At 66.6% G+C, this 25,010-nt stretch carries 13 protein-coding genes; 9 read left to right on the forward strand and 4 right to left on the reverse strand.

All coding sequences use genetic code 11. The annotated features are described in order from the left end of the window. Positions 1 to 43: 43 nt before the first annotated feature. The 3 genes from ACFYY6_RS29090 to ACFYY6_RS29100 all read right to left on the reverse strand — a co-directional run bounded on the left by ACFYY6_RS29090 (position 44) and on the right by ACFYY6_RS29100 (position 1,197). Positions 44 to 211 (reverse strand): hypothetical protein, encoded by a 168-nt coding sequence (locus ACFYY6_RS29090; protein WP_389196423.1) that lies wholly within the window; start codon positions 209 to 211, stop codon positions 44 to 46. A 99-nt stretch (positions 212 to 310) separates the two neighbouring features. Next, positions 311 to 622, reverse strand: a complete 312-nt coding sequence (locus ACFYY6_RS29095) for a hypothetical protein (protein WP_389196425.1) — start codon at positions 620 to 622, stop codon at positions 311 to 313. A 44-nt stretch (positions 623 to 666) separates the two neighbouring features. Next, a complete protein-coding gene (locus tag ACFYY6_RS29100) occupies positions 667 to 1,197 on the reverse strand; it encodes an ATP-binding protein (protein WP_389196426.1) in 531 nt (176 codons plus the stop codon). A 217-nt stretch (positions 1,198 to 1,414) separates the two neighbouring features. On the opposite strand from ACFYY6_RS29100, the gene ACFYY6_RS29105 reads away from it, so the two are divergent. The 9 genes from ACFYY6_RS29105 (at position 1,415) to ACFYY6_RS29145 (ending at position 23,599) form a co-directional block, all read left to right on the forward strand. Continuing rightward, positions 1,415 to 2,758: a transcriptional regulator gene (locus ACFYY6_RS29105; RefSeq protein WP_389196427.1), complete on the forward strand. Its 1,344-nt coding sequence runs from the start codon at positions 1,415 to 1,417 to the stop codon at positions 2,756 to 2,758. A 74-nt stretch (positions 2,759 to 2,832) separates the two neighbouring features. After that, positions 2,833 to 4,005, forward strand: a complete 1,173-nt coding sequence (locus ACFYY6_RS29110) for a serine hydrolase domain-containing protein (protein WP_389196429.1) — start codon at positions 2,833 to 2,835, stop codon at positions 4,003 to 4,005. Between the two features lie 228 nt (positions 4,006 to 4,233). Continuing rightward, on the forward strand, positions 4,234 to 9,510 hold the full coding sequence (locus tag ACFYY6_RS29115; RefSeq protein WP_389196431.1) for a DEAD/DEAH box helicase: 5,277 nt from the start codon (positions 4,234 to 4,236) through the stop codon (positions 9,508 to 9,510). Next, complete coding sequence (locus tag ACFYY6_RS29120) at positions 9,507 to 12,530, forward strand: helicase-related protein (RefSeq protein WP_389196433.1); 3,024 nt, start codon at positions 9,507 to 9,509, stop codon at positions 12,528 to 12,530. Before ACFYY6_RS29115 ends, ACFYY6_RS29120 begins: the two co-directional genes overlap by 4 nt. Further along, entirely contained in the window at positions 12,527 to 16,588 is a 4,062-nt protein-coding gene (locus tag ACFYY6_RS29125; RefSeq protein ID WP_389196435.1) for an Eco57I restriction-modification methylase domain-containing protein, read from the forward strand. Before ACFYY6_RS29120 ends, ACFYY6_RS29125 begins: the two co-directional genes overlap by 4 nt. Before the next feature lie 93 nt (positions 16,589 to 16,681). Next, positions 16,682 to 18,526, forward strand: a complete 1,845-nt coding sequence (locus tag ACFYY6_RS29130) for an AIPR family protein (protein ID WP_389196437.1) — start codon at positions 16,682 to 16,684, stop codon at positions 18,524 to 18,526. Positions 18,527 to 18,590: 64 nt separating this feature from the next. Continuing rightward, positions 18,591 to 20,411 carry an McrB family protein gene (locus ACFYY6_RS29135; protein WP_389196439.1) on the forward strand — a complete coding sequence of 607 codons (1,821 nt, stop codon included), beginning with the start codon at positions 18,591 to 18,593 and terminating at the stop codon, positions 20,409 to 20,411. After that, positions 20,408 to 21,592: an McrC family protein gene (locus ACFYY6_RS29140; RefSeq protein ID WP_389196441.1), complete on the forward strand. Its 1,185-nt coding sequence runs from the start codon at positions 20,408 to 20,410 to the stop codon at positions 21,590 to 21,592. Before ACFYY6_RS29135 ends, ACFYY6_RS29140 begins: the two co-directional genes overlap by 4 nt. Positions 21,593 to 21,748: 156 nt before the next feature. Next, positions 21,749 to 23,599: a DUF262 domain-containing protein gene (locus tag ACFYY6_RS29145; RefSeq protein ID WP_389196443.1), complete on the forward strand. Its 1,851-nt coding sequence runs from the start codon at positions 21,749 to 21,751 to the stop codon at positions 23,597 to 23,599. A gap of 231 nt (positions 23,600 to 23,830) precedes the next feature. Here the strand turns inward: ACFYY6_RS29145 and ACFYY6_RS29150 are convergent, their stop codons facing one another. After that, complete coding sequence (locus ACFYY6_RS29150) at positions 23,831 to 25,000, reverse strand: pyridoxal phosphate-dependent aminotransferase (protein WP_389196445.1); 1,170 nt, start codon at positions 24,998 to 25,000, stop codon at positions 23,831 to 23,833. Positions 25,001 to 25,010 lie beyond the last annotated feature (10 nt).

A 25,010-nucleotide genomic window follows, 5' to 3' on the forward strand; every position in this document is an offset into this window, starting at 1 on the left:
GGGGCCGGCACGGCCGACCGCGCCGGCCCCCACCGCTTGGTGCCTACTCGCTGTCGTGCAGGTTGCCGTCGCCACCCGGCCACGGCGCGTCGCCGGAACTACCCTGGTTGTCCGACCGGAGGCTGTCGTACCGGTCGTGGACGGCGGTCAGCTCTTCCGCCGCTACCAGGAGGCCGCTCCGGGCCGGAGGCGGTGTCGTTCCCTCTGCCACTTCGTGCTCCTTCCTCTTCGGTTTCTCTCGCCAGGGCTCCAGCGGGAGGCCATGGCCGCCCCACGGCCGTGGGAGAAATGGATTTCCGTGGGGCGGCGGTCATTGGGCGGCGCGATGACCCGCCGCCGGCCAGGCAGTCCGACCGTTTACGGGCAGGGCGCTCACGTCCTGGCGCATGTTGGCCTCCAGAACGCGCTGGTCCAGCTCGTACAGACACGCGCGGCAGGCGTAGAGGGCCGCGTGCATACCGCTCGACCGGACGGGACCGATCCACGTCACCTCGACGTCGTCACGTCCGCACCACAGCCAGCACTCCCCGCGTGCCTGCCATTCGTGGCGGTCCCACAGGGCGTGAGCGGTGCGCTCCCCTGTAGCGGGGTCGATGTCGCGGCGGGTGGGCCGGAACACCACGTCGGGATCAGGAAACGGAGCCGCTCGTAGTGCATGCCGACCCATTACGCGATTGCCCGAGTGAGCGACACGGACCCGACTACGACACCGCGCTTCAGCCACCGGAGCCCGAATAAGCGACGCAGAACTGCAGCTCGGTCAGCAGACGCCTCCACGGGAAGCTCAACCTCCGCCCACACACGCTTGCCACGACCGGACGGCTCCCACGCACACCGCGACGCGAGAAGGCCGACCAGCGCCAGGCCGCGCCCGCTCTCATCGTCAGGCTGGGCACAACTCATCTGCGGAGCTGATGGATTGCCATCGAATACGTCGATCACCAAGCGACCGGGCCGGTGGTACAGCGCGACGGTGACGGGCCCCGCCCCATGCATCACTGCGTTGGTAATCAGCTCGGAGGCGACGAGACGGATGGAGTCAGCCGCCTCCTCGTCCATCGGCACGCCCCACGTACGCACCCTGTCGACGACCATGCGCCGGGCGAGAGGCACTTCTCTTTCCGTACCCGCGAGGACGAACCGATGGACGAGCGTGGACATGGCAGACGCCTCCGAAGAGCTGGAGAGCGGCTCCATCCCCGACGGGGATACAGGAATGGAGCCGCCGATTTGAGAAGCCGTTCCGGGAGCGGATGCCTTGAGCGCCCTCCGCGAACGGCTGATACTCAGTCAACGGCCGCAGCCCGCAGGGCGGAACGTTTCTAGGGGGTTCCTCATGGGGACGCCCTCCCCGTACGCGGACACGCGAAGTAGCCTCCCCACTACGCCGTGAGTGGATGACGGGAGCGATGACATGCCTGGTGAGCCGTTGGCAGTCCACCCGCTGAGCTTTCTCCGCCAGACGCGTGGATGGGGGAAGGCCGAGTTCGCCCGGCTCATGCAGGAGCACGGGAGGTCGCTCGGAATCCCGCTGGCGACCAACCGGACGACGGTTTGGAAGTGGGAGCAGGGCCAGGAGCCGGACGCCGATGCCCAGCGAGTCCTCGCCGACCTGCTGCGCGTCCCGTACGAATCGGTGCGCGCGGAAGAATGGCCCCGGTGGCTCCCCGTCTGGGAGGTGACGGGACTTACCGCACCCTGGACCGAGGCCGGTACTGTCGAAGCGTTGTCCGAACTCGTGGGGAGTGGCCGCATGGATCGCCGGGGCTTTCTCACCATCACCGGCGCCGCCCTGACGAGGCTCGCGGCGAGCTGGGTGGACGCACCCTCCGCCTTCGCCTCGGCGCTCAACGGCGATCGGGTCACAGACACGATGGTCTCGACGATCGAGCAGCGCATCAGCACACTCCGCACCCTTGACGACCAGCTCGGAGGCGCCCGGCTTCTGGAACAAGCACGTGGCGATCTCTCCTTGGTCACCGGTCTCCTCAGCGCCGGCCGGTGCACCGACAGCATCCGGGTCCGCCTGTACGCCCTGGCTGCCCAGGTGTCGCACCTGACCGGTTGGATGGCATACGACGCCGGTCTGCGGTCCGCCGGCCAGCGCTACTACGTCGGGGCCCTGCGCAGCGCCCGTACCGCCGGGGACAACGCCTTCGGTGCCTTCATCCTCGCGGAGATGGGAGTGCACGTCTCCGAGGCCGGACGCACCGCCGAGAGGGTGGACCTCATCTCGACCGCCATCGACAACGCACCCCGATCGCTGTCGCCCCGCACGCAGTCGTTCCTCTACCTACACAAAGCCGAGGCGCTGTCACGCGACGGCGACCACCGAATGGCCAGCACGGCACTCAACCGCGCCGCGTCCCTCTGGGAGCGCCGCGTTACGGAGGAGAACCCGGACTGGCTCGACTGGTTCGGCGAGGCGCAGCTGAAGTCGACCGAGGGCAAGGTCCTGTTGAGGTCCGGGCACGTGGAACGCGCGACAAGTTCCCTGGAAACCTCCGTGGAGCACGCGGCTCCTCGGGACAAGGCCGTACGGTCCAGCCGCCTGGCCGAGGCACGCCTCGCCGGCGGTGACCTGGAGGGAGCGCTGGACGCCGCCAACTACGGCGCCGAACTCCTGGAGGACAGTGTCAGCTCCGTACGAGCGCTGGACCGCCTGAAGGAGTTCTCCGCAGAGCTCGAGCCGCACAAGTCCGTCCCCTCCGTACGGGAGTTCCGCGATCGCCTACACGCACTCCCCGACGCAGCCTGACAGGCACCGCGTTGGGCGCTACCGAAGCCCGCCCCGTCGGAACAGGCAGCCTCCGGAATGCCAGGATGACCGGCATGACGACGATCGATGGTGAGGTCGCGGCGGGGTTCGAACCGGTACGGGAGGCGTTCGCGGCGAACTTCGCCCGGTACGGGGACATTGGCGCGGCGGTGTGCGTCTACCGGTACGGCCAGCCCGTCGTGGACCTCTGGGGTGGCGTCGCCGATCCCGAAACCAGTCGTCCGTGGGAGCGGGACACGCTGCAACTGGTCTACTCGGCGACCAAGGGAGCCACCGCGACCGCGGCCCATATGCTCGCCGAGCGAGGTGCGCTGGACCTGGACGCGCCGGTGGCGAAGTACTGGCCGGAGTTCGCCGCGAACGGCAAGGCGGACATCCCGGTGCGCTGGCTCCTCTCCCACCAGGCCGGCTTGGTGGCGCTGAACCAACCGGTACCGCTGAAGGAGGCGTTGGCCTGGCATCCGATGACGGCAGCACTGGCCGCTCAACGCCCCCAGTGGACGCCGGGCACAGCACACGGATATCACGGTCGGACGTGGGGCTGGCTGGCCGGCGAGGTGATCCGCCGAGTGTCCGGCCGCTCGCCGGGCCGCTTCTTCGCCGACGAGATCGCGGCCCCCCTCAGGCTGGACTTCTACATCGGGTTGCCGGCGAATGAACGCGACCGAGTCAGCCGCATGGTGTACCAGCGGCCGGACGTCGACCTCACTACCGTGCCCGCCGAATCGCTTCCCGAAGAACTGCGCGAACAGGTCGCTGCCTGGCGCGACCCGAACTCACTCAGCAACAGGGCGTACGCGGTCACCGTCCCCGCCGAGATCAACTTCGACTCGCCCGAGGTGCAGGCCGCGGAACTCCCAGCGTCCAACGGCATCGGCACCGCACGCGCACTGGCGCGCATGTACGCCGCGCTGATCGGTGATGTGGACGGCGTCCGCCTACTCACCTCGGAGACCCTGGCTTCGGCGACCAAGGAGCAGGCCAACGGGAAGGACCAGGTGATGCTGATCCTGAGCCGATTCAGCCTCGGGTACATGCTGCCCACTGAGACCAACTCCATGACTGGCCCGAGCTCCTTCGGCCACACTGGGCGAGGCGGCTCACTCGGGTTCGCCGACCCGGAGCACGGCATCGCCTTCGGCTACGTGATGAACAACATCATCGGAGGGGCCGACGACATGCGTGCAACTTCGCTGGTCGACGCAGTACGGAAGTCACTGGTATGACCGATCGAGACTGATACTGGAGGACCGGCCTCTTCCGACTCCGGGCAATCCCACAGTTCATTCAGCCCTAGGTGGGCAGGCATGTCCACCTAGGTAGCGTTATGTCCGCCATTGGAGGGGAAGCGTCAGACTACATCAATTGCAATATCCGGGCAGACTCCGACACCGCGTGTCAGCAGCGTGCGCAATGATGTAGGCCGACCAGGGGATGAGAGAGGTTTGGCCGCTGTGGATGTCTTTGAACTGCACCGGAAGCTTGTAGCTGACTACCGGCAGTTCACCGAGTCATTCGTGGGCATCCGGGACCCCAGAATTCGTGAGGCCGTCGAGCGTGACCTCGCAGAGGGCGGCCAATGGCCGGACGCATGGCTGTCGATCAATCCTCTCTTCGAACCGGGGGGCTCGGTTGACGAGCTCGTCAAGGGCCAGCTGCTACACCCCGAGTGCTCCAAGATCTTCCGCACCGGCAAAGACGCCGAAGGGTCTCCCGGCGTTCCCATCTCTTTCCACCGGCACCAGCGAGAAGCGATCGAGGTAGCCACCACCGGCAGGAGCTTCGTGCTCACCACCGGCACCGGTTCGGGTAAGAGCCTCGGCTACATCGTGCCAATCGTGGACCACATCCTGCGTGCACGTGCCGCGGGCGATACGGGACGCCGTACGCGCGCGGTGATCGTGTACCCGATGAACGCTCTGGCGAACAGCCAGCGCAAAGAGCTCGAGAAGTTCCTTCAGGCGGGGTACGGGCCAGGGGCGTCGCCGGTGACCTTTGCGCGCTACACCGGCCAGGACTCCGAGGAGGAGCGCCACCGGATCCTGCGCGATCGCCCCGACATCATCCTCACCAACTACGTGATGCTCGACCTTCTGCTCACCCGCGACAAGGAGCGCGGAAACTTTCTGAATGCCACACGCGATCTGCGTTTCCTCGTCCTGGACGAGCTCCACACCTACCGCGGCCGGCAGGGGGCGGATGTCGCTCTGCTGGTGCGGCGTGTGCGGGACGCCTGCGAGGCGCGGAGCCTTCAGTGCATCGGCACCTCGGCGACCATGTCGAACGAGGGAGATCATCTGGAGCGCCGCAAGGACGTAGCGCGCGTGGCCAGCCGGATCTTCGGAGGGCCGGAAGACGTCGCACCGGAACATGTCATCGGTGAGACACTCCGCCGCGCCACCCGAGGGCCGGATCCGTCACCGGCGCAGCTGACCGAAGCCGTTCTCAGGGCACCAGACCGGCTCACCCGCGACTACGGCGATCTTGCTGAGGATCCGCTCGCGGTCTGGATCGAGAACACGTTCGGGCTGCGGGACCAGGCCGGGCATCTGGAGCGGCAGCGTCCGATCACGCTGGCCGATGCTGCCGTCGGCCTGGCCGCCCTGGTGAACCTGGACGAGGACACGTGCAGGGCTGCCATCGAGGACATATTGCGCGCCGGAGCGAAGGCGAAGGACCCTGACACGCATCGCCCCTTGTTCGCCTTCCGCCTGCACCAGTTCGTGTCGAAGGGGGACACCGTCTATGTAAGCCTTGAGCCCGAGGCGACGCGCTACGCCACCAGGCGATACCAGCGTGTGGTCCAGGGCGACCGGGGCAAGCTCCTGCTGCCCTTGTCCTTCTGCCGCGAGTGCGGCCAGGAGTACCTCGCTGTGTCCCGGACGATGAGAGCCGGCCAGGTGGCTTACGAGCCGAGACACGATCACGAGTCGGACGACGATCAGACCGCGGACGGCTATCTGTATGTGAGCACCACCGCGCCGTGGCCGGCGGATCCTGTCGCGGACGGGCGGCTGCCGGACTCATGGCTCGTGCGCGACGAATCCGGTATCCATGTGACCGACAATCGTCGGCGCTATCTTCCGGTGCCTGTGACCGTGGCCCTCGACGGTACGGAAATGGGGTACGGCGGCGCAGAGAGCGAGTCCTCAGCCGCAGGCGACCACGGCACTGAACCTGCCGACGGTGCCGAGGGTCTTAGGGCTGCCTTCGTCCCCGCCCCGTTCCTGTTCTGCCTGAACCCCGAGTGCAAGGTCTCGTACGAGCAGGTCCGTGGCCGGGACTTCGCCAAGCTCGCCAGTCTCGACTCGGAGGGGCGCAGCTCCGCGATGACGGTGATCAGCGCGAGCATCGTCCGGAGTCTGCGCAGCCAGCCACCCGGCGAGGAGATGCCGAGAGAAGCTCAGAAGCTTCTCACCTTCGTGGACAACCGTCAGGATGCCAGTCTGCAGGCTGGGCATTTCAACGACTTTGTCCAGGTGACGCATCTGCGGGGCGCCCTGGTCAAGGCGTTGAGTGACGCCGGTCCAGCCGGGTTGCGCTACGACACTCTGGCGCAGCGTGTCACCGATGCCCTGGCCCTGCCGGTGGAGTCCTACGCGGGCAGGGCGGAGGTTCGCTTCAGCCATCAGCGGGAGAATGTCACCTCTGCTCTGCGCGCGGTGGTGGAACTCCTCCTGTACCAGGATCTGCAGGGGTCCTGGCGTGTGACGATGCCGGGCCTGGAGCAGACCGGGCTGCTGATTTTCGACTATCCGGCTCTCGGTGAGATCGCCGCTGCCGAGGACCTTTGGGAGAGCGGGCACGCGGCTCTCGCCGACGCCGCCCCGGAGCAGCGCGAGCAGCTGCTGCGGCTGGTGCTCGATGAGATGCGCCGCAATCTCGCCGTCGACGTCGAGGTTCTGTCCCGCACCGGTTTTGAACGGGTGCGCTCGCGCTCCGACCAGTGGCTGGCCGGCCCCTGGGCACTCTCGGAGAGTCATCCGGAGCCGCGTCCTGCGGCTGTGTTCCCAACGCCGGCGCGGCCCGGCGGGTACCGCAGTGACGTCCACTTCACCGGCCGGTCCATGCTTGGCCGCTATCTGCGCGCGCCAAGCTGTTTCCCGCACCTGTCGGACCGCCTGACCGTCGACGACGCTCAGCTCGTGATCCGCCGGCTGCTCGAAGTGCTCTGCGAAGCAGACCTGATCACGGAGTCCGTGCCACGGTCGGAGACGGGTACCCCCGGCTACCGGGTAAAGGCATCCTCGCTGCTCTGGCTGCCTTCAGACGGTTCCGCAGGCATGCGCGATCTGCTGCGTCGCCGGCACGGTGGCACCGCACCGCGCGTCAATGCCTTCTTCCGCGGTCTCTACGCGGATCTCGCGCACAGCCTCGCCGGTCTGCAGGCCGCGGAGCACACCGCTCAGGTCCCCACTCCTGTACGGGAGGAACGGGAGGCTCGGTTCAGTTCTGGCCGACTGCCGCTGTTGTACTGCTCCCCGACGATGGAGCTCGGCGTCGACATCAAGAGCCTCAACACAGTCGCGATGCGTAATGTGCCTCCTACCCCGGCGAATTACGCGCAGCGTTCCGGCCGCGCTGGACGTTCCGGTGAGCCCGCCCTGGTCACCACCTACTGCGCCACCGGGAACGCACACGATCAGTACTACTTCCGTCGGTCCCACCTCATGGTTCAAGGGCGGGTGGCGCCGCCACGCCTCGATCTCGCGAACGAAGATCTGGTCCGCAGCCACATCCAGGCGATCTGGCTCGCCGAGACCGGAGCCGACCTGCACTCGAGCCTGCCCGAGGTATTGGATCTCGCTGATTCGATGCGCGGTTATCCGGTGCGCGAGGAGATCTGGGCGCAGATGCTCGATCCGGCACCGGCTCGCCGTGCGGAGGAGCGGGCCCGGAACGTGCTCGCGTCCGTACCGGACCTCGACAGCTCAAGCTGGTGGAGCCCGCGCTGGCTGGAGGGCGTTGTCCGTAACTCCGCCCGAGGCTTCGACCGAGCCTGCGATCGCTGGCGCAACCTCTACCGGGGCGCTCTAGCGGAGCAGGAGGAACAGAACCGCCGCGTCCTCGACCAGTCGCTGAGCCCCCAGTCCCGTGAGCAGGCGGCCCGGCGCAGGCGCGAGGCCGAGAACCAGCTCAAGCTGCTGCGAAACGAGGACAGCCAGCGCTTCGGCCACAACTTCAGCGACTTCTACACGTACCGCTACTTCGCGTCTGAGGGGTTCCTGCCCGGATACTCCTTCCCGCGGCTCCCGCTGGCCGCGTACATCCCGGGCTCCCGCAAAGCTCGGGGTGCGGGTGCTGAGGGCGACTACCTACAGCGCCCCCGCTTCCTGGCCATCAACGAGTTCGGCCCCGGTGCCCTCATTTACCACGAAGGAGCCCGATACGAGGTCAAGCGGGTGCAGTTGCCCATCGCCGAACCGGGCGAGATCGACACCGAAGCGGCCCGGCTCTGCCGCCACTGCGGCTACTTCCACGAGCAGCAGGCCGGGACGGATCTCTGCGACAACTGCGGTGAAGCGCTCACCGGGCTCATCCCCAACCTGATGCGGCTGACCACTGTCGTCACCGAGCGGCGCGAACGCATCTCCTCCGACGAGGAAGAACGACGCCGGGCAGGATTCGAGCTGGAAACCGCCTACCGGTTCAACGCGCACGGCGACCGGCCGGCCAGGCTGGACGCGCAGATTCTCCGCGATGGCCAGAAGCTTGCCGATCTGGCCTACGGAGACACCGCCAGCCTGCGCGTCATCAACAAGGGACGACGACGGCGCAAGGACAAGGCACGGGTCGGTTACCGCATCGATACCGCGACCGGCCGATGGCTGCCCGACAAGCAGGCCGAAGCCCTCGAATCGGACGAAGGGGAGTCGTTTGCGGATGCCGACATCTCCCGCCCCGTGGTCCCCTTTGTGGAGGACCGACGGAACATCCTCCTCCTGCGTCTCGCCGATCCGGTTGACGAGATCACCGCCACCACGTTGCGTTTCGCCCTGGAGCGCGGTGTCGAAGCGGCATTCCAGTTGGAGGACTCCGAGTTGACCTCCATCGCCCTGCCGGACCCGGATAACCGGGCCCGGATGCTGTTCACGGAGAGCGCCGAGGGCGGGGCCGGGGTGCTTCGCCGCCTGCAGTCCGAACCGGACGCACTGGCGACCGCGGCCGCCGAAGCCCTGCGCATCGTGCACACCGACCCGGACACCGGTGAGGACGTGCCGGCGGCGGCAGGTCTGCCCGAGCCCTGCGAACTCGGTTGCTACGACTGCCTCCTGTCGTACGGAAACCAGAGCGAACACCGGCTGATCGACCGCACGAAGGTGATCGGGCTGTTGACGGGCATCGCACGGGCAACGGTGCGGGGAACGGGCGGGGCAGCCAGTCCTGCCGACCGGCTCATCATGCTCAAGGGGGACAGCGAGAGCGAACTGGAGCGCGCCTTCCTCGATTTTCTCGCCGATCGGGAGCTGCGCGTGCCGGACGAGGCGCAGGTCCCGCTGGTACAGCTCGCGGCCCGCCCGGACTTCGTCTACCGCCTCGCCGGTGCCGACGTAGCCGTCTTCGTCGATGGTCCACACCACGACCGGCCCACCCAGCAGCAACGCGACGAGGAGGCCGAGGACCGGCTGATGGACGCGGGCTGGCTGGTTGTCCGCTTCGGGCACACTGACAACTGGCAGAAGATCGTTGACCGTTACCCGAACGTGTTCGGATCCGGAGGAGCCCGGTGACCAAGTACGAGACCGGCAACCTGGTGGCCGCCCGCGGGCGTGACTGGGTCGTGGAGAAGGTCGCCGAGGATTTTCTGGTGGCACGCCCACTGGGCGGTGACGCGGCATTCACCACCGGGCTCTTCGTCGACGAAGTAACGGATTCGTCCTTTCCCAGGCCCAGCACCGACCCCGACGAGGTGGGTGACTTCAGCAGCGCGGGGCTTCTTCGAACGGCGCTGCAGATCGGGTTCCGGGACAGCGCGGGCCCCTTCCGATCCCTCGCCCAGTTGAACTTCGAGCCTCGCCGCTACCAGCTGGTACCGCTGATGATGTCGATGAGCATGGATGTGACGCGTCTGCTCATCGCCGACGATGTCGGCATCGGCAAGACTGTGGAATCAGGGCTCATCGCAAAGGAGCTGGTGGCTCAGGGGCAGGTTGACCGGTTCAGTGTGCTGTGCCCCCCAGCGCTGGCCCGGCAGTGGCAGGACGAGCTGCGGGACAAGTTCGGCATCGAAGCCGCGCTGGTCCTGCCCAGCACCGTCAAGAAGCTGGAGCGCGACCTCATGGGTGCCGAAAGCCTCTTCTCCCGGCACCGGTTCACCATCGTGTCGACGGACTTCATCAAGCGGGAGGACCGCCGCAGCCAGTTCCTGCGCAGCGCACCGGAACTTGTCATCGTCGACGAAGCCCACACCTGTGTACCGGACGCCGCCGACCGGGCGGGCAAACACCGCCAGCTGCGCTACGAGCTCCTCACCGAGCTTTCCAGGTCCCCACAGCGCCACGTCATTCTGGTCACTGCCACTCCGCACAGCGGCAAGGAGGAGACCTTCCGCTGTCTCATCGGGTTGCTCGACCCTCAGTTCGCTCCGGATTCCGGCTCGTTCGACCCGTCCCAGTCCGAAGACAGGATGCGCCTGGCCAAGTTCTTCGTGCAGCGACGCCGCCGCGACATCAAGCACTACCTGCAGGAGGAGACCCACTTCCCGGACACGCGGTTCCTGCGGGATGTGCCCTTCCGGATGCACGACGAGTACGCGGATCTCCTGGAGGACGTACTGGCGTACGCGCGGGAGACCGTGCGTACGAGCAGCGGTGCGACCCGCGACCGCATCCGCTGGTGGTCCGCCCTCGCCCTGCTGCGCTCCCTCGCTTCCTCGCCGCTGGCCGCCGCCGCCACATTGGAGACCAGGGCCGCCGTCGAGGGTCTGACCGACGCGGAAGCAGAACGGCTCGGCCGCGCCTCCGTCCTGGACGGCACCGAGGACGACACCGACGAAGGCGCTGACGCCGCCCCCGCCGGTGATGCCACTGAGGCACTGATCCCTCTCAAGGCAGTGGAAGGAGCCGAAGGGAGCGAGCTGAGCGAGCGGGACAAGGCCCGGATCCAGGAGGAGCGGAAAAGGCTCCGGCGATTCGCCGAACGCGCCCGGCAGCTGGCCGGCCCTGAGCGCGATCGGAAGCTCCTTCAGGTGGGCAAGGAAGTCAAGCAGCTGATCACGGCCGGCTACAACCCCATCGTCTTCTGCCGGTACATCCCCACGGCCCAGTATGTTGCGGAGTACCTGAAGTCCATTCTCGGCAAGATCACCGTCGAGCACGTCACCGGGCTGTTGCCCCCGAAGGAGCGCGAGGACCGTATCGCGACGCTTACTCAGGACCCTGCCGCTCGCCGGGTCCTGGTCGCCACCGACTGCCTGTCGGAGGGCGTCAACCTGCAGCACGGCTTCCAGGCTGTCGTCCACTACGACCTTCCGTGGAATCCGACGCGTCTCGAGCAGCGCGAAGGACGTGTCGACCGTTTCGGTCAGCGTTCGACGTACGTACGAGCCGTGACCCTGTACGGCGAGGACAACGGCATCGATGGTGTGGTCCTCGAAGTCCTGCTGCGCAAACACCGCGCCATCCAGAAGGCGACCGGCGTCGCGGTACCGGTCCCCGAGGCCGCCGACAGCCTGGTACAGGCGCTCGTGCAGGGCGTGCTGCTGCGCGGCCGTGAAGAGCGGCAGCTGACCCTCGACGTGGAGGCCGAAGAGGCGGCCGAGGCACTCGAGCGGCAGTGGCGCGACGCGGCCGAGCGTGAGTCCAAGGCACAGACCCGCTACGCGCAACGCACCATCCACACCGACGAGATGCAGCAGGAGATCGACGCCCTCCGGCAGGCCATCGGAAACCGGGACGACGTCATCCGGTTCGTCCGCACCAGCCTCACCAAGCTGGGCGCCACCATGCGTCCCGCTCCCTCCCGCGAAGAGGTCTCGGTCACCGCCCGCCGGAAGTCCGCCGGTTCCGCCGCGACCGCCCAGCCGGTCCTCACGGAACCGAAAGAAGAAGCGAGGGACTTCACCGCCGGCCTCACCGGGCTGCCCCCCGGACTGCTGCGTGACCTACAGTTGGACGGCGCGGCCCGAACCCAGGAGCTCACCTTCCGCGCAGAAGGTGTTGAACGGGTCGGCGAAGTTTCCCTCACCAGGTCGGATCCCCGTGTGGTCGCCCTGGCCCAGTGGGTTCTCGATACCTCCCTCGACGGATCGGTCGCCGGCGGGCGGCGCCTGGCCCGGCGCTGCGGCGTCATCAGGACGACCGCAGTGGACTCCCGTACCACGCTCCTGCTGGTCCGCCTCCGCCATCACCTGATCCTGCCGGGGCGCGGCGCCACACCCACAGTGGCCGAGGAGGCTCGCGTCCTCGCCTACCGGGGCAGTGCGAGCGCACCCGAGTGGCTCACCCCGCCGGAAGTGACCCAGCTCCTGGACGCCGAACCCACGGCCAACGCCATAGAAGAACACGTGCGCCAGTACGCGGACCGGGCCGTACGCGATCTCGACCGAATTCAACCGGAGTTGGACCGCCAGGGAGAGGCAGCAGCATCCGAGCTCCTCGCGGCGCACCGCCGCGTCCGCCGCTCGGCCTCCGCCGCTCGGCGCGGGCTGCAGGTGACGTTCCAGCCCTCGGCCGATGTCCTCGGCGTGTACGTGTACGTTCCTGACACTGCATCAACCAGTCGAATCAGCACACCCGGAGGTGTCGCGTGAGCCCGACCGCCGTCCCTCTCGCGAGCGACGGATTCACCGCCGTCCGCATCGAGGGCAGCGTGCTCTCCCCCGAGATCCTGGCGCGCATCTCCGCAGGCGACCGCGCCCTGCCCGGGATGACGCCGGGTGAGTACAGCCTGCCGGTCGGGCGGCTAGGCGACGCCGTGAGCCGGTCGTGGGCGTATCTGCAAGGCGTGTACCAGTCCTACCGTGACCAACTGAAGCAGCTGCCAGCGTCCGACCTCGGCACCACCCTGACCCGCCGGAAGTGGCTGCTCCCCCTCTTTGCCGAGCTCGGTTACGGCCAACTGCCCACGACGCGGCAGGGAGTCACAACTGGCGGGCGGTCCTTCCCCGTCAGCCATCTCCACCGCGAGCACTTCCCCGTCCACTTTCTGTCCTGGAACGCCGAACTGGACCGCCGCCCGGCCAAGGGAGGACGCGTCCCCCAAGCCATGCTGCAGGACTGCCTCAACACCGGCGGGTCGCTGTTGTGGGGAGTGCTCTCCAACGGCCGTGTGCTGCGACTGGTGCGGGACTCCACCTCGCTTGTCGGCTCCGCGTATATCGAGTTCGACCTCGAATCGATCTTCGACGGGGACCTGTACGCGGACTTCTACCTGCTGTACGCCCTACTGCACGCCTCCCGCATCGACCTGCTGCCCCGCGAGGACGACGCACCCGGCGAGCCCACCGCCGCCGACTGCTGGCTCGAACGCTGGCGGGAGGAAGCCCTGGAGAGCGGCTCACGCTTCCTGCGGGGCCTGAGCACCGGGCTGCGGCTCGCGCTGGAGGAGCTGGGTTCCGGCTTCCTCGCCCACTCCGCCAACGAACAGCTGGGCAAGGGTCTCAGGAGCGGCGACGTCCCCAAGGACCGCCTCAATGCCGCCCTGCTGCGGCTCGTCTACCGACTGATCTTTCTGTTCGTCGCCGAGGACCGGCAGGCCCTGTTCGGCAAGGACAGCGATCCGCAGGCCCGGGACCGCTACGAGGCGTACTTCTCCAGCAGTCGGCTGCGCCGCCTCGCGCTGACGATGAAGGGCGACCGCCGGGACGATCTGTGGCAGGCTCTGGTCATGGTGCTGAACGCCCTCGGTAAAGAGGGCGGGGAGCCTCGGCTTGCCCTGCCGGGACTCGGCGGCGTCTACGATCCTGGTCCCCAGGACCGCCTCTTCGACGACGTCACCCTGGCCTCCCTTCGGCTGCCCAACGACCGTCTCCTCGCCGCGGTGCGCCACCTATCCCGGGTCCGCAGCGACGACGGCAGCCGCTGGCTTCCCGTCGACTATCGCCACCTCGGCGCGGAGGAGCTGGGCGGGGTGTACGAGGGACTGCTCGAACTGGTCCCGGACCCCGATCCGGACCGCAAGACCTACCGCCTGCGCAACTCTGCCGGGCATTCCCGCAAGGCTTCGGGCTCGTACTACACGCCTTCGGCACTTGTGGACACCCTGCTCGAATCCGCCCTGGATCCCGTCCTGGAGGAAGCGGCGAAGTCGTCCAACCCCGTGGACGCCCTGCTGCGGGTGACCGTGTGCGACCCGGCATGCGGATCAGGACACTTCCTGGTCGCCGCCGCCCGCCGCATCGCCAAACGCATCGCCGTCGTACACACCCAGGAAACCGAACCACCCGTCGATGCCGTACAACGCTGGCTGCCCGACGTCGTGGCCCGCTGCATCCACGGCGTGGACCTCGACCGCATGGCCGTCGACCTAGCCAAGTTCGCCCTCTGGATGCAGGCCCTCGAACCGGGCAAGCCCCGCCCGATGTCCTTCCTCGACGCTCACATCCGCCACGGCAACGCCCTGCTCGGCGCCACACCGCGCCTGCTGGAGCAGGGCATCCCCGACGTGGCGTACCAGGCCCTCGAAGGCGACGACGCCAAGCAGGTCGCCCGGCTCCGCAAGCGCAACCGGGAGGAGCGCGACGCAGGACAGGACGCGCTGTTTTCCACCGGCGGCGTCACCGTGGCCACGGGCAACGCCCACCACGCCCACGTCATCGCGGACATTCACAGTAAGCCCGGCCGCGAGCTCGCCGATATCCACCGGCAGATCGACAAGTACCGCTCATGGCAGTCTTCCCCGGAGAAAGTCAGGGACCGCCGTATCGCGGATGCCTGGTGCGCCGCCTTCGTGTGGCCCACCTATGTCGGCGGACCGGAGGGAATCGCCGCGGACTCCTGGCGCCGCCTGATCGAGAACGGCAGCGCGGGTGCGGTGACCGACCAGACGGTGGACCAACTCGCCGATGAATACGGATTCTTCCACTGGCATCTGGAGTTCCCGCACATCTTCAACAGCTCGGACGACGAAGCACCGGGCTACGACCCGGACCTGGGATGGAGCGGCGGTTTCTCGTGCGTCCTGGGTAACCCTCCCTGGGACCGGGTGAAACTCCAGGACAAGGAGTTCTTCGCCACACGCGTCCCGGAGATCGCGGCCGCCTCCAACAAGGCGGCCCGCGACCACGCGATCGCCGAGCTCGCCGCCTCGCCGGAGCAACGCTTCCACTACGACGCCTACCTCGCCGCACGCCGGCGCTCCGAGGGCACTCTCCACTTCCTGCGTGACTCGGGACGCTTCCCGTTCACGGGACAGGGCGACGTCAATACCTACTCCGTGTTCGCCGAATCCGCCCGGCAGTTCATCGTGGGGCGCGGCCGCATGGGCATCGTCGTGCCGACCGGGATCGCCGTGGACTCCACGACCGCACCCTTTTTCCGGGACATCCTCCAGCAGCAGCGCCTCGACTCCCTGCTGGACTTCGTCACCAACCCTCGGATCTGGACAGATGTTGGCAACCGTCGCTTCCGCTTCTCCCTTCTCACGGTTACCGGCCAGGACACCGAAGTCACGCAGGCCGAGTCCTGGACCTTGGCCAAACATCCGGATGAACTGCCGCCGCGCGGTGAACGCATTCAGGTCAATCCCGCGGACTTGCTGCTGGTGAACCCCAACACCGGCACTATGCCGATGTTTCGCACCCAACAGGACGCCGACATCACGCTCGGGATCTACCGGCGCATACCGGTGCTCTGGAACGAGAACGACGGGGCCCCTGAGATCAACCCTTGGGGCATCTCCTTCATGGCGATGTTCCACATGGCCAACGACTCCGACCTGTTCTGGGAGCAGCATGAGCTAGAGGCCGGCGGGCTGCGCCTGGAGGGCAACGTCTTCACCGATGGCACTCACCGGCTGCTGCCGCTGTACGAGGCTAAGTTCGTCCACCACTACGACCACCGGCTGTCCTGCTACAGCAACCGGCCCGAGGGCAGTCAGGACACGGAGCTGCCGCGACTGACGCTTGAGGAGAAGAACGACCCGGGGCGGGGGCCAATTCCGCGGTACTGGATGTCCGATTGTGATGTGGACTACCGCTTGGGTGGGCGGTGGGACAAGGGCTGGCTACTGGGGTGGCGCGACGTAACTCGGTCCACGGACGAGCGAACACTCGTTGCTGACGTGGTGCCTCGTATTGCCACGAATAACAAGTTCCTTCTTGCCTTCACCCAACACGGGAGCCCGGCAGCGCTACTTGCATGTATGTCATCGTTTGCTATGGACTTCCTCGTCAGACAGAAGATGAGTGGCGTCTCTCTCAACTACTTCATCCTCAAGCAGATCGCACTTCCCCGTCCCGGCGCGTTCGACCAGCTTGCATGGGCCCCAGAGCAAATGGACGTCGACTGGTTCGCCGCTCGGGTCCTGGAACTCGCCTACACGGCCAACGACCTCACCCCCTTCGCCCGCGACCTCGGCGACGAAGGCCCCCCTTTCCGCTGGGACGAAGGCCGCCGGGCCCAGATCCGCGCCGAGCTCGACGCCGCCATGTTCCACCTCTACGACCTGACCGAGGCTCAGGTGGACCATGTGATGGAGACGTTCCCCATCGTGCGGGGCAAGGACATAGCGGCCTACGGCGAGTACCGCACGAAGCGGCTGATCATCGAGGCTTACACGGCCATGGACAAGGCCGCCCAGGCGGGCGCCGCCTACGTCTCACCACTCAACCCACCTCCGGGGCAAGGGCCAAGGCATGCGCCAGCGTAACCAGTTCTCCGTGCGACAAGGGCCCGGCAAGCTCGACACTTTAGGATCTGAAACGGCGTGACTACGCATCAGCGAGGGGACAAGGTGAGCGGCGTGGGTGACGGGGTAACGGCGCAGCAAGCGGCGGCCGTACTCAAGAAGGTGCTCGACGACCGCACCGACCTCAACCGTGATGAATACGGGGACAACAAGCGCCTGCTCTTCGCCCTCCAGCTGCACCAGGGAATCGACGACATCCATGCAGTGGCCGTCGATTCCCTGACCGACGGGGGCCAGGACCACGGCTGCGACCTGGTCTACATCGACCCCGACTCCGAGAAGCTCATCATCGCCCAGGGGTTCGAGTCTCCCAAGTCATCTCTGGCAGAGCCCAAAGTATGGAAAGCCACCGCCCTCAACGAGAGCGTCGCTTGGCTGCTGAGCGGGAAACCGGAGGACCTGCCCGCACGGCTGAAGCCCGCCGGCGAGGCCGTCCGCCAGGCCCTCCAGGACGGACGCATCAAGGAGGCGCAGTTCTGGTTCGTCCACAATCAACTCGAGACCGCCAACGCACGGGCCGAGCTCGACGCGACCGTTCGCATGGCCACGCGGGTGCTTCAGCAAGCGTATCCGGACTCCGCTCCGGAGCGCGTCATTGGTCTCGAGGTAGGTGTGCCCACCCTGTACCGCTGGTACAAGGGGTCGCGGAGTCCCATTCTGGTCACCGACGAGATCACTCTCACCGTGGATGACTGCTTCGAACTGTCAAGCGGTAAGTGGAGCGCGGTGTGCACTGCCGTGGATACCGCCTGGCTCCAGAACCTGTACTGGGAACACAACGACACCGAGGAGAACCGTCTGTTCTCCGCCAATGTCCGTGGCTTCGTCGGAGTCAAGGGCAAGAAGGGCGCTATCAACAGCGCGATCCGCAAAACCGTGCAGGATCGGCCGGAAGATCTCTTCGTCCTGAACAACGGCGTAACGGCCCTCACCCACGGAGTCGAGGTCGGTGAGCCCGGCCCCGACGGTCGGCGTGTCATCACGTTGCAGGGACTGTCGATCGTCAATGGCGCCCAGACGACTGGGGCCGTCAGCGACGACACCCTCCGCAGGCAGACCGAGGCCGGCCAGTTGCTGATCCGGTTCGTGGTGTGCGACGATCCTGCGCTCGTCAGCGAGGTCATCCGCACAACGAACCGTCAGCTGGCCACCCTGCCAGCGGACTTCCGCAGCAACGACCGTACCCAGCTGCGCCTCATCAAGGAGTTCCAGCAGCTCGGCGACATCGCCTACGACGGCGGGCGCCGTACCGACCCCAGCGACATCGCGGTGGTGCCACCCGCGAACCGCGTCGTGGCGACGACCGCAGCCAAGGCTCTCGCAGCCTTCCACGGTGATCCCTACATCGCTTACAACGAGCCGGGCAGGATCTGGTCGGACGACGGGCTCTACGCCAGCCTCTTCGGCGACCACACCACGGCACGGCATGTGCTGTTCTGCTACGGGTTGCAGCGCGCGGTGGAGCAGACGAAGACCGAGTACGCCGTCAGATGCAGGAACGATCCGGACCTCAAAGGCATCCCGCGCAAGGTGTATGACTTCCTCCAGCGCCGCGGTGCTGTGCCCGTGGTCATCGATGCCGTCGCCGCTTGCATGGACACCCTGCTCGGCCGCGGCACGCGCGACCCGTTCACGCTCGGGTTCTCCCGGCAGCCCACGCTCCCCAACGTGATCAAGCACTGGCATCAAGTACTCAAACCCATAGTTCCGTTCCTCCCGCACCTTGCACCCGCTCTCCAACGCGGCGGCTCGAAAGGTGCTGGCGAGCACGACCGGGCGAAGGCGGTTGAGGACGCCCGCACGAACTTCGCCGGTATGGTCGAATCCCTGAGCGACCAGGACCATACGAAGACAGTATTTGACATCTTCCGGCAGAACCTTGGCGAAAGGGCTGACTAGCCGCCGCCACTGCCCCGTCTCCCTAACCGAGGCTCCGCCACTCAGAGGATCCAGAGACCTTCGCGTGCTCTCCCCCGACAACGCCATGTTCGGCACCCACGAACTCATCACCCGGGTCACAGAAGACACAGGTGATGCCGGTAATTTAGGCGTCGTACTCGCGCTGCTCACCCCCGGGACCTGGGCCACCCGGGACGACGTCGCCGACGTACTGCGAGTCGATCCCGCCACCGTCATGCGCTATGCACGGCAGATCCAGTCCAGCGCCTCCGATCGCATCGTCAGCAACGCGGCTCAGCCCGATTCGCAGGCCCAGGCGCACGCCATGCGCAGGGAAGGCACGCTCCTGCCACAGTCCGGGAGACCGGACCCAGCCCGGAGAGTTACCGTCGAAGCTATGCGCGAAGCTCTGGGCACCGCTGCACCATCCCCACCGCGCCGCGCCTGGCTGGTCCGGGCCTCCGACACGGGCCCCTCTGACCTGCTACAGGACTGGCTGAACGAGGGGTACTGCGGCGTCGAGGCGTCACGCTTGCGGGTGTTGGAGCCGGGCAGTGGCGAGGATGCCGTACGTCTCGCCGTGGAAGCCGACTACGCCCATCTCGCCCAAGTCGCCCTGAGAGACAAAAGCGCGGAGATCCACCTCTTCCTGAACCGGATGCGTGAGGGTGACCTCGTGCTGGTCCCTGCCAGAGAAGGTGACCAGCTGTATCTGGGTGAGGTCACATCGGGCCCGCACTTCACATCGGACCGGACGGTGGCCCTGACCCGCAGTGTGCGCTGGCTCAACACCGCGGCCCCTATCGATCCCTTCGAGGACGACATACCGGACGGCCTCAACGGCAAGCTCGGCGTCCAACTCAGCGTCGTCGACCTCACAGACCTCGCCGACGACCTCGCCGCCATGCTGCCGCCCGAGGTCGGCGCTCCCCCACCTCCGCCCCGTCGCAGTCTGCACCTCCCCGGGCCGGACGCCCGGTTGGCTGAAGATCTGCATATCCGTCCGCAGGATCTCGACGACTGGATCGAACTTCTCAAGGAACGGCCTCAGCTCGTCTTCTACGGCCCGCCGGGCACTGGCAAGACGTATCTCGCACGCAAGCTCGCTCTCCACCTCACAGCAGGACGACGTGAACGCGTCACCCTCGTACAGTTTCATCCCTCGTACGCCTACGAGGACTTCTTCGAAGGGTTCCGCCCGCGCCAGGGCAAGGACGGGCAGCCCGGATTCGAACTCGTGCCTGGCCCTTTCCGGCGCACCGTCGAGAACGCTCGCAAGGACCCATCCAGCCCTCATGTCTTGATCATCGACGAAATCAACCGGGCCAATCTGGCTCGGGTCTTCGGAGAGCTGTACTTCCTGCTGGAGTACCGCGACGACATAGTGCATCTCCAGTACGGAACCGACGACGGCAACGGCTTCACGCTTCCGCGGAACGTCGTCATCATCGGGACGATGAACACGGTCGACCGGTCGGTGGCACGCGTCGACGCGGCCATGCGACGACGCTTCTCCTTCGTTGAGCTGCATCCCACCGCCGAGCCCACATCGTCCATGCTGCGCAGCTGGCTCCGCAGCGAAGGACTTCCGGACTCCGCAGCCCTACTTCTGGAAGAGCTCAACAGCCGCATCGCCGAGCGGGACTTCCAGCTCGGGCCGTCCTACTTCATGCGCCGTTCGCTGTATGAGGAGCCGGGCGCGCTCGCCCGCGCCTGGCGTACCTCGATTCTGCCGCTGCTCGCCGACCAGGAACCCGGCGACACCATCGATCGGTTCGCGCTAGACGAGATCCTCGACGAGCTCGGCATCGAGGAGGCAACACTGCTGCGTCAAGCCCCCTCAGCTGACGAAGCTCCTGGCGAGGATGTCAGCGGTCCGGTATGACGCGCCTCGACCTGTCCGAGAGCGGCAAAGCCATACAAGCGGAACTCAGCCCGCGACAGGCAGCAGCCCTGACCGCATCTCGCATCGTGCGGGTGGAGCCAGGCCGGCGCCCGGGTCTGTGGCGAATCAGCGGCAACCGGCTCGTCGGGGCCGCGCGAATCGGCGGCATCGACGTCCGCATCGCACCCAAGACACCGGTCGCACGCCTGCTGTTCCTCCTGGCGTACACCGCGGCTCCGGACCGTTGGTACCCCGAGCCCATCGAAGCGTCGGAGCGCGACGGACTGCTCCCTGCGGTGGCGTACGCCTTCGTCAGAGCCGCTGGGCGCGGCCTCCGCCACGGCGCCCTACAGGGGTACGTGAGTGTCGACGCCACGCTGCCTGTCGTGCGCGGCCGTATCCGCCATGCGGATCAGCTGCGTCGGCACTTCGGCAGAGCCTTCCCCGTGGAAGCAAGCTACGAGGAATTCACCGAGGACATCCCAGAGAATCGCATCCTACGCTCGGCGGCCCGGCGTCTCTTGGCTCTCCCCGGGGTGCCGGCAGCCTGCCGTCCCGAGCTCAGGCGGGTGATCGCCGCACTCCCCGATGTGGGAGACGTGCCATCGGCGCGGGCCTTGCCCGACTGGACTGCCAGCCCTGACAACGCGCGCCTACGTACTGCAATCCGTCTCGGCGAGCTCGTCCTGCGAGGAGCTTCGTACGAACTCGACGACGGCGGAACCGTCCCCGTAGACGGCCTGCTCATCAACATGGAAAAGGTTTTCGAGGACTTTGTCGCTGTATCGCTCCGGGAAGCACTCCATCCATACTCCGGGTATGTGATCACCGATGGCGGCCGCTACTTCCTCGACGAGGCGCACCGGATCCGCCTGCTCCCCGATGTCGTATGGTGTCGCGGCGACGGCACAGCTGCCGGGGTGGCCGACGCCAAGTACAAGGCAGACTCGGTGCGTGGCTTCCCGAACGCCGATCTCTACCAGATGGCGTCGTACTGCCTCGGTCTGGGACTCGACCGCGGGCACCTCATCTACGCTGCGGGTGAGAGACCAGCCCTGCGTCACACCGTCCGGCACTCCGGCATTGAGCTCATCCAGCACTCCGTGCCGCTGGCTGCTGAGCCACCCGCAGTACTCACCGCCATGTCAAGAATCGCCGCCGCACTTGCTAACAAATCGTGATGGTCTGACCAGAACACCGCAAGAAGGCTCAACAGTATCCCACCACCCGACAGTGTTTCCCGCCGTCTTCCTGCCGAAGTTCACGGATCAGGCCGATCAGCTATAGCGAAGATCGCTACGGTAATGGCCTGGACACGAGGGAGGGGACCCCAATCCATGAGAGCGGACACGGTCGACCTGCGGCGGATCTTCGGCAGGGACGTGCGCTACACAGTGCCTCTGTTCCAGAGGCCGTACGTGTGGAACCGGGACGACAACTGGTCGGCCCTGTGGGAGGACATCCGCCGCACCGTCGAGCGGGCCGAGCAAGCGGCATTGACCGGGGAGACGGTGGCACCGCACTTTCTCGGAGCGGTTGTTTTCGACGAGACCCCGTACCTTTCATCAAGCCTGGAGACGCGGCAGGTCATCGACGGCCAACAGCGTTTGACCACACTACAGTTGTTCCTGTTCGCGGCTCGCCTGTCGGCGGCGGCTCTCAACCACGAGCGCTCCGTACGCCTGCTGAGTAAGTTCCTGGAGAACGACGAAGACCTGTTCGATCGCGCCCAGAATCCCGACCATCTCTACAAGGTCTGGCCGACCAATGCGGACCGTGACGAGTTCCGCGCCGTCATGCTCGGTCAGGTAGAGGGAGGGCGGCTCGCCGGAGCCGTCGCCTACTTTCAGCGCGAGATTGACACGTGGCTGGCGGAAGCAGCTGAGTCGCAGGAGCGGCTGGGGATGCTGGTGCAGGTGCTGCGGGAACAGCTGCGTTTGGTCATCATCGACTTGGAAGAGCACGACGACGCGCAGGTCGTCTTCGAGACGCTGAACAGCCGCGGTACACCGCTGGAGCACGCGGATCTGATCAAGAACCTGCTGTTCCGCGACGCCGAACGTGCCGGCGCGGACGTCGACCGGCTCTACAAAACGTACTGGGCGCCCTTCGACCAGGATGAATGGCGCGTGGAACAGACGACTGGCCGGATTACGCGAAGCCGCCTCGACGTGTTTTTGACGTACTGGCTCACGATGCGTACGCAGCGGGAGTTCACTGCCTCCGCCTTGTTCAAGGAGTTCGAGCGCTGGCTGCTCTCGTCTGCCGTCCCTACGGAAGACGTCTTTGCCGAGCTGACGCGATACGCCGAGATCTATGACCTCATCGACGACCATCCGCTGCACGGCGCCGAGGGACGGTTCCTGTATCGGATGAAGGTCCTTCAGACCTCCACTCCGATGCCCCTGCTCCTCTTCCTCTACGGCCTGGACGAGTCCGTGCTGCCACTGCAGCGCCGACGGCGGGCGATCCGGGCCATCGACAGCTACCTCGTTCGCCGGGCAGTGCTCAATCTCAGCACCCGCGACTACAACAACGTCTTCCGTGACCTGGTCGCGGCCGTAGCCCGACAACCCGACCGCGCGGACGAAGCCGTCATCAAGGCTCTCTCGGCAATGCAGGGCCACCACCGTCATTGGCCGAGCGACTCCGAGTTCCGTGCCTCGTTGGAACAGGACCCCATCTACTCCCGCTTGGTCCGGCGCAGCGTACGCATCCTCCTGGAAGCACTGGAGGATGAGCTGCGCACCGACCACACCGAACAGCTCACTGTCCCCGTCGGCGAACAGGCCGGCGCAAAGTTGACCATCGAGCACGTCATGCCGCAGAGCTGGCGCGACAACTGGCCACCCCTTGAGAACGATCTGTCCGAAGGAGCCGACCGCGACGAACTGGTCCACACACTCGGCAACCTGACCCTGGTCACCGCCCGCCTGAACCCCACCCTGGGCAACATGGCCTGGGAGGACAAGCGGCAGTGGCTCGGCAAGCACAGCCTGCTACGCCTCACCCACGGCACCCTGCTCAGTGCTCCACCGAAAACTGACATCAGCGACTGGGCTACGACCTGGGACGAGCATCGAATCCGTACGCGGGGCACGTACCTCGCTTCACTGTCCTTGGACATCTGGCCGCATGCCGACGATCTACGCACCGACCCGTTGTCGTCCGAGCACGACAACAAGTGACACTCGCGATCAGCATTTTCATACGAGTTTGCTGCTGCAATACAGGTGCGTGGGTACGGCCACCGCGCTGGCAGTCCACTGCCTGGGAGAAATCTGGGAGAAGATCTTCTCCCAGAGCCCTCGCAACACCCTCCGAGACCAAACACCATCAACGCTCTGACGTGCGCGTATGCCATCGGCAGCAGGTAGGCAGCCTGATCGAACCTCATTCGGGACGAAGAGGGAGTGAGTTCAGGACGCCAAGCATTGCAAGCGGGCGGTGGCTTCGTGGAGGACGTCGGCCTGCTTGCAGAAGGTGAAGCGGACCTGGCTGCGGCCGGCGTCGGGGTCGTCGTAGAAAACGGAGTTGGGGATGGCGACGACGCCGCAGCGTTCGGGGAGAGCGCGGCAGAAGGCGTAGGCGTCCTTCTCGCCGAAGGGGGTGATGTCGGTGGTGATGAAGTACGTGCCCTGGGGCTGGTAGACCTCGAACCCGGCCGCCCGCAGGCCGTCGCCGAGCAGCTCGCGCTTGCGTTGCAGGTCGGCGCGGAAGCCGTCGAAGTACGCGTCCGGCAGGCGGAGCGCCTCGGCGATCGCGTACTGGAAGGGGCCCGCGCTGACGTACGTCAGGTACTGCTTGGCGGTCCGGACAGCGGCGATGAGCGGGGCGTCTGCCATGGCCCAGCCAACCTTCCATCCGGTGAAGGAGAAGGTCTTGCCGGCGGAGGAGATGGAGACGGTGCGCTCGCGCATGCCGGGGAACGTCGCGATCGGGACGTGGGCGGCGCCGTCGAAGGTCAGGTGCTCGTACACCTCGTCGGTGACGACGAGCAGGTCGTGTTCGACAGCGAGCGCGGCGATGGCGCTCTGCTCTTCGGCGGTGAGAACCATCCCTGTCGGGTTGTGCGGGGTGTTGAGGAGAAGAAGGCGGGTCCGCGGGGTGATCTTGGCGCGCAGCTCATCCAGGTCCGGGCGGAAGGACGGGGCCCGCAGGGTGAGTGGCACGCGCTTCGCGCCGGCCATTGCGATGCAGGCGGCGTAGGAGTCGTAGAAGGGCTCGAACGCGATGACCTCGTCGCCCGGCTCCAGAAGCGCCAGCATGGTGGCGGCGATGGCCTCGGTGGCGCCAGCGGTGACCAGGACCTCGGTGTCGGGGTCGAAGGAGAGGTCGTAGAAGCGCTGTTGGTGTTCGGAGATCGCGGCGCGCAGCTCCGGGATGCCCGGACCGGGCGGGTACTGGTTGCCGCGGCCCTCGCGCAGGGCGCGAACAGCGGCCTCGCGGATCTCCTCGGGACCGTCGGTGTCAGGGAAGCCCTGGCCCAGGTTGATCGCGCCCGTCGCGGTCGCCAGCGCCGACATCTCCGCGAAGATCGTTGTTCCGAGGCCGTCCAGCCTTCGGTTCAGCAGTTGCCTGGCGTTCACGTCTCCACCG

This window comes from Streptomyces sp. NPDC001750 (assembly GCF_042892615.1).
In the GTDB taxonomy this organism is placed as follows: Bacteria; Actinomycetota; Actinomycetes; order Streptomycetales; family Streptomycetaceae; genus Streptomyces.

Bases quoted from the DNA above. Each gene is read 5' to 3' on its own strand.
- ACFYY6_RS29145 (WP_389196443.1), top strand. From the start codon at position 21,749: ATGAGAGCGGACACGGTCGACCTGCGGCGGATCTTCGGCAGGGACGTG.
- ACFYY6_RS29140 (WP_389196441.1), top strand. From the start codon at position 20,408: ATGACGCGCCTCGACCTGTCCGAGAGCGGCAAAGCCATACAAGCGGAA.
- ACFYY6_RS29110 (WP_389196429.1), top strand. From the start codon at position 2,833: ATGACGACGATCGATGGTGAGGTCGCGGCGGGGTTCGAACCGGTACGG.
- ACFYY6_RS29105 (WP_389196427.1), top strand. From the start codon at position 1,415: ATGCCTGGTGAGCCGTTGGCAGTCCACCCGCTGAGCTTTCTCCGCCAG.
- ACFYY6_RS29100 (WP_389196426.1), bottom strand. From the start codon at position 1,197: ATGGAGCCGCTCTCCAGCTCTTCGGAGGCGTCTGCCATGTCCACGCTC.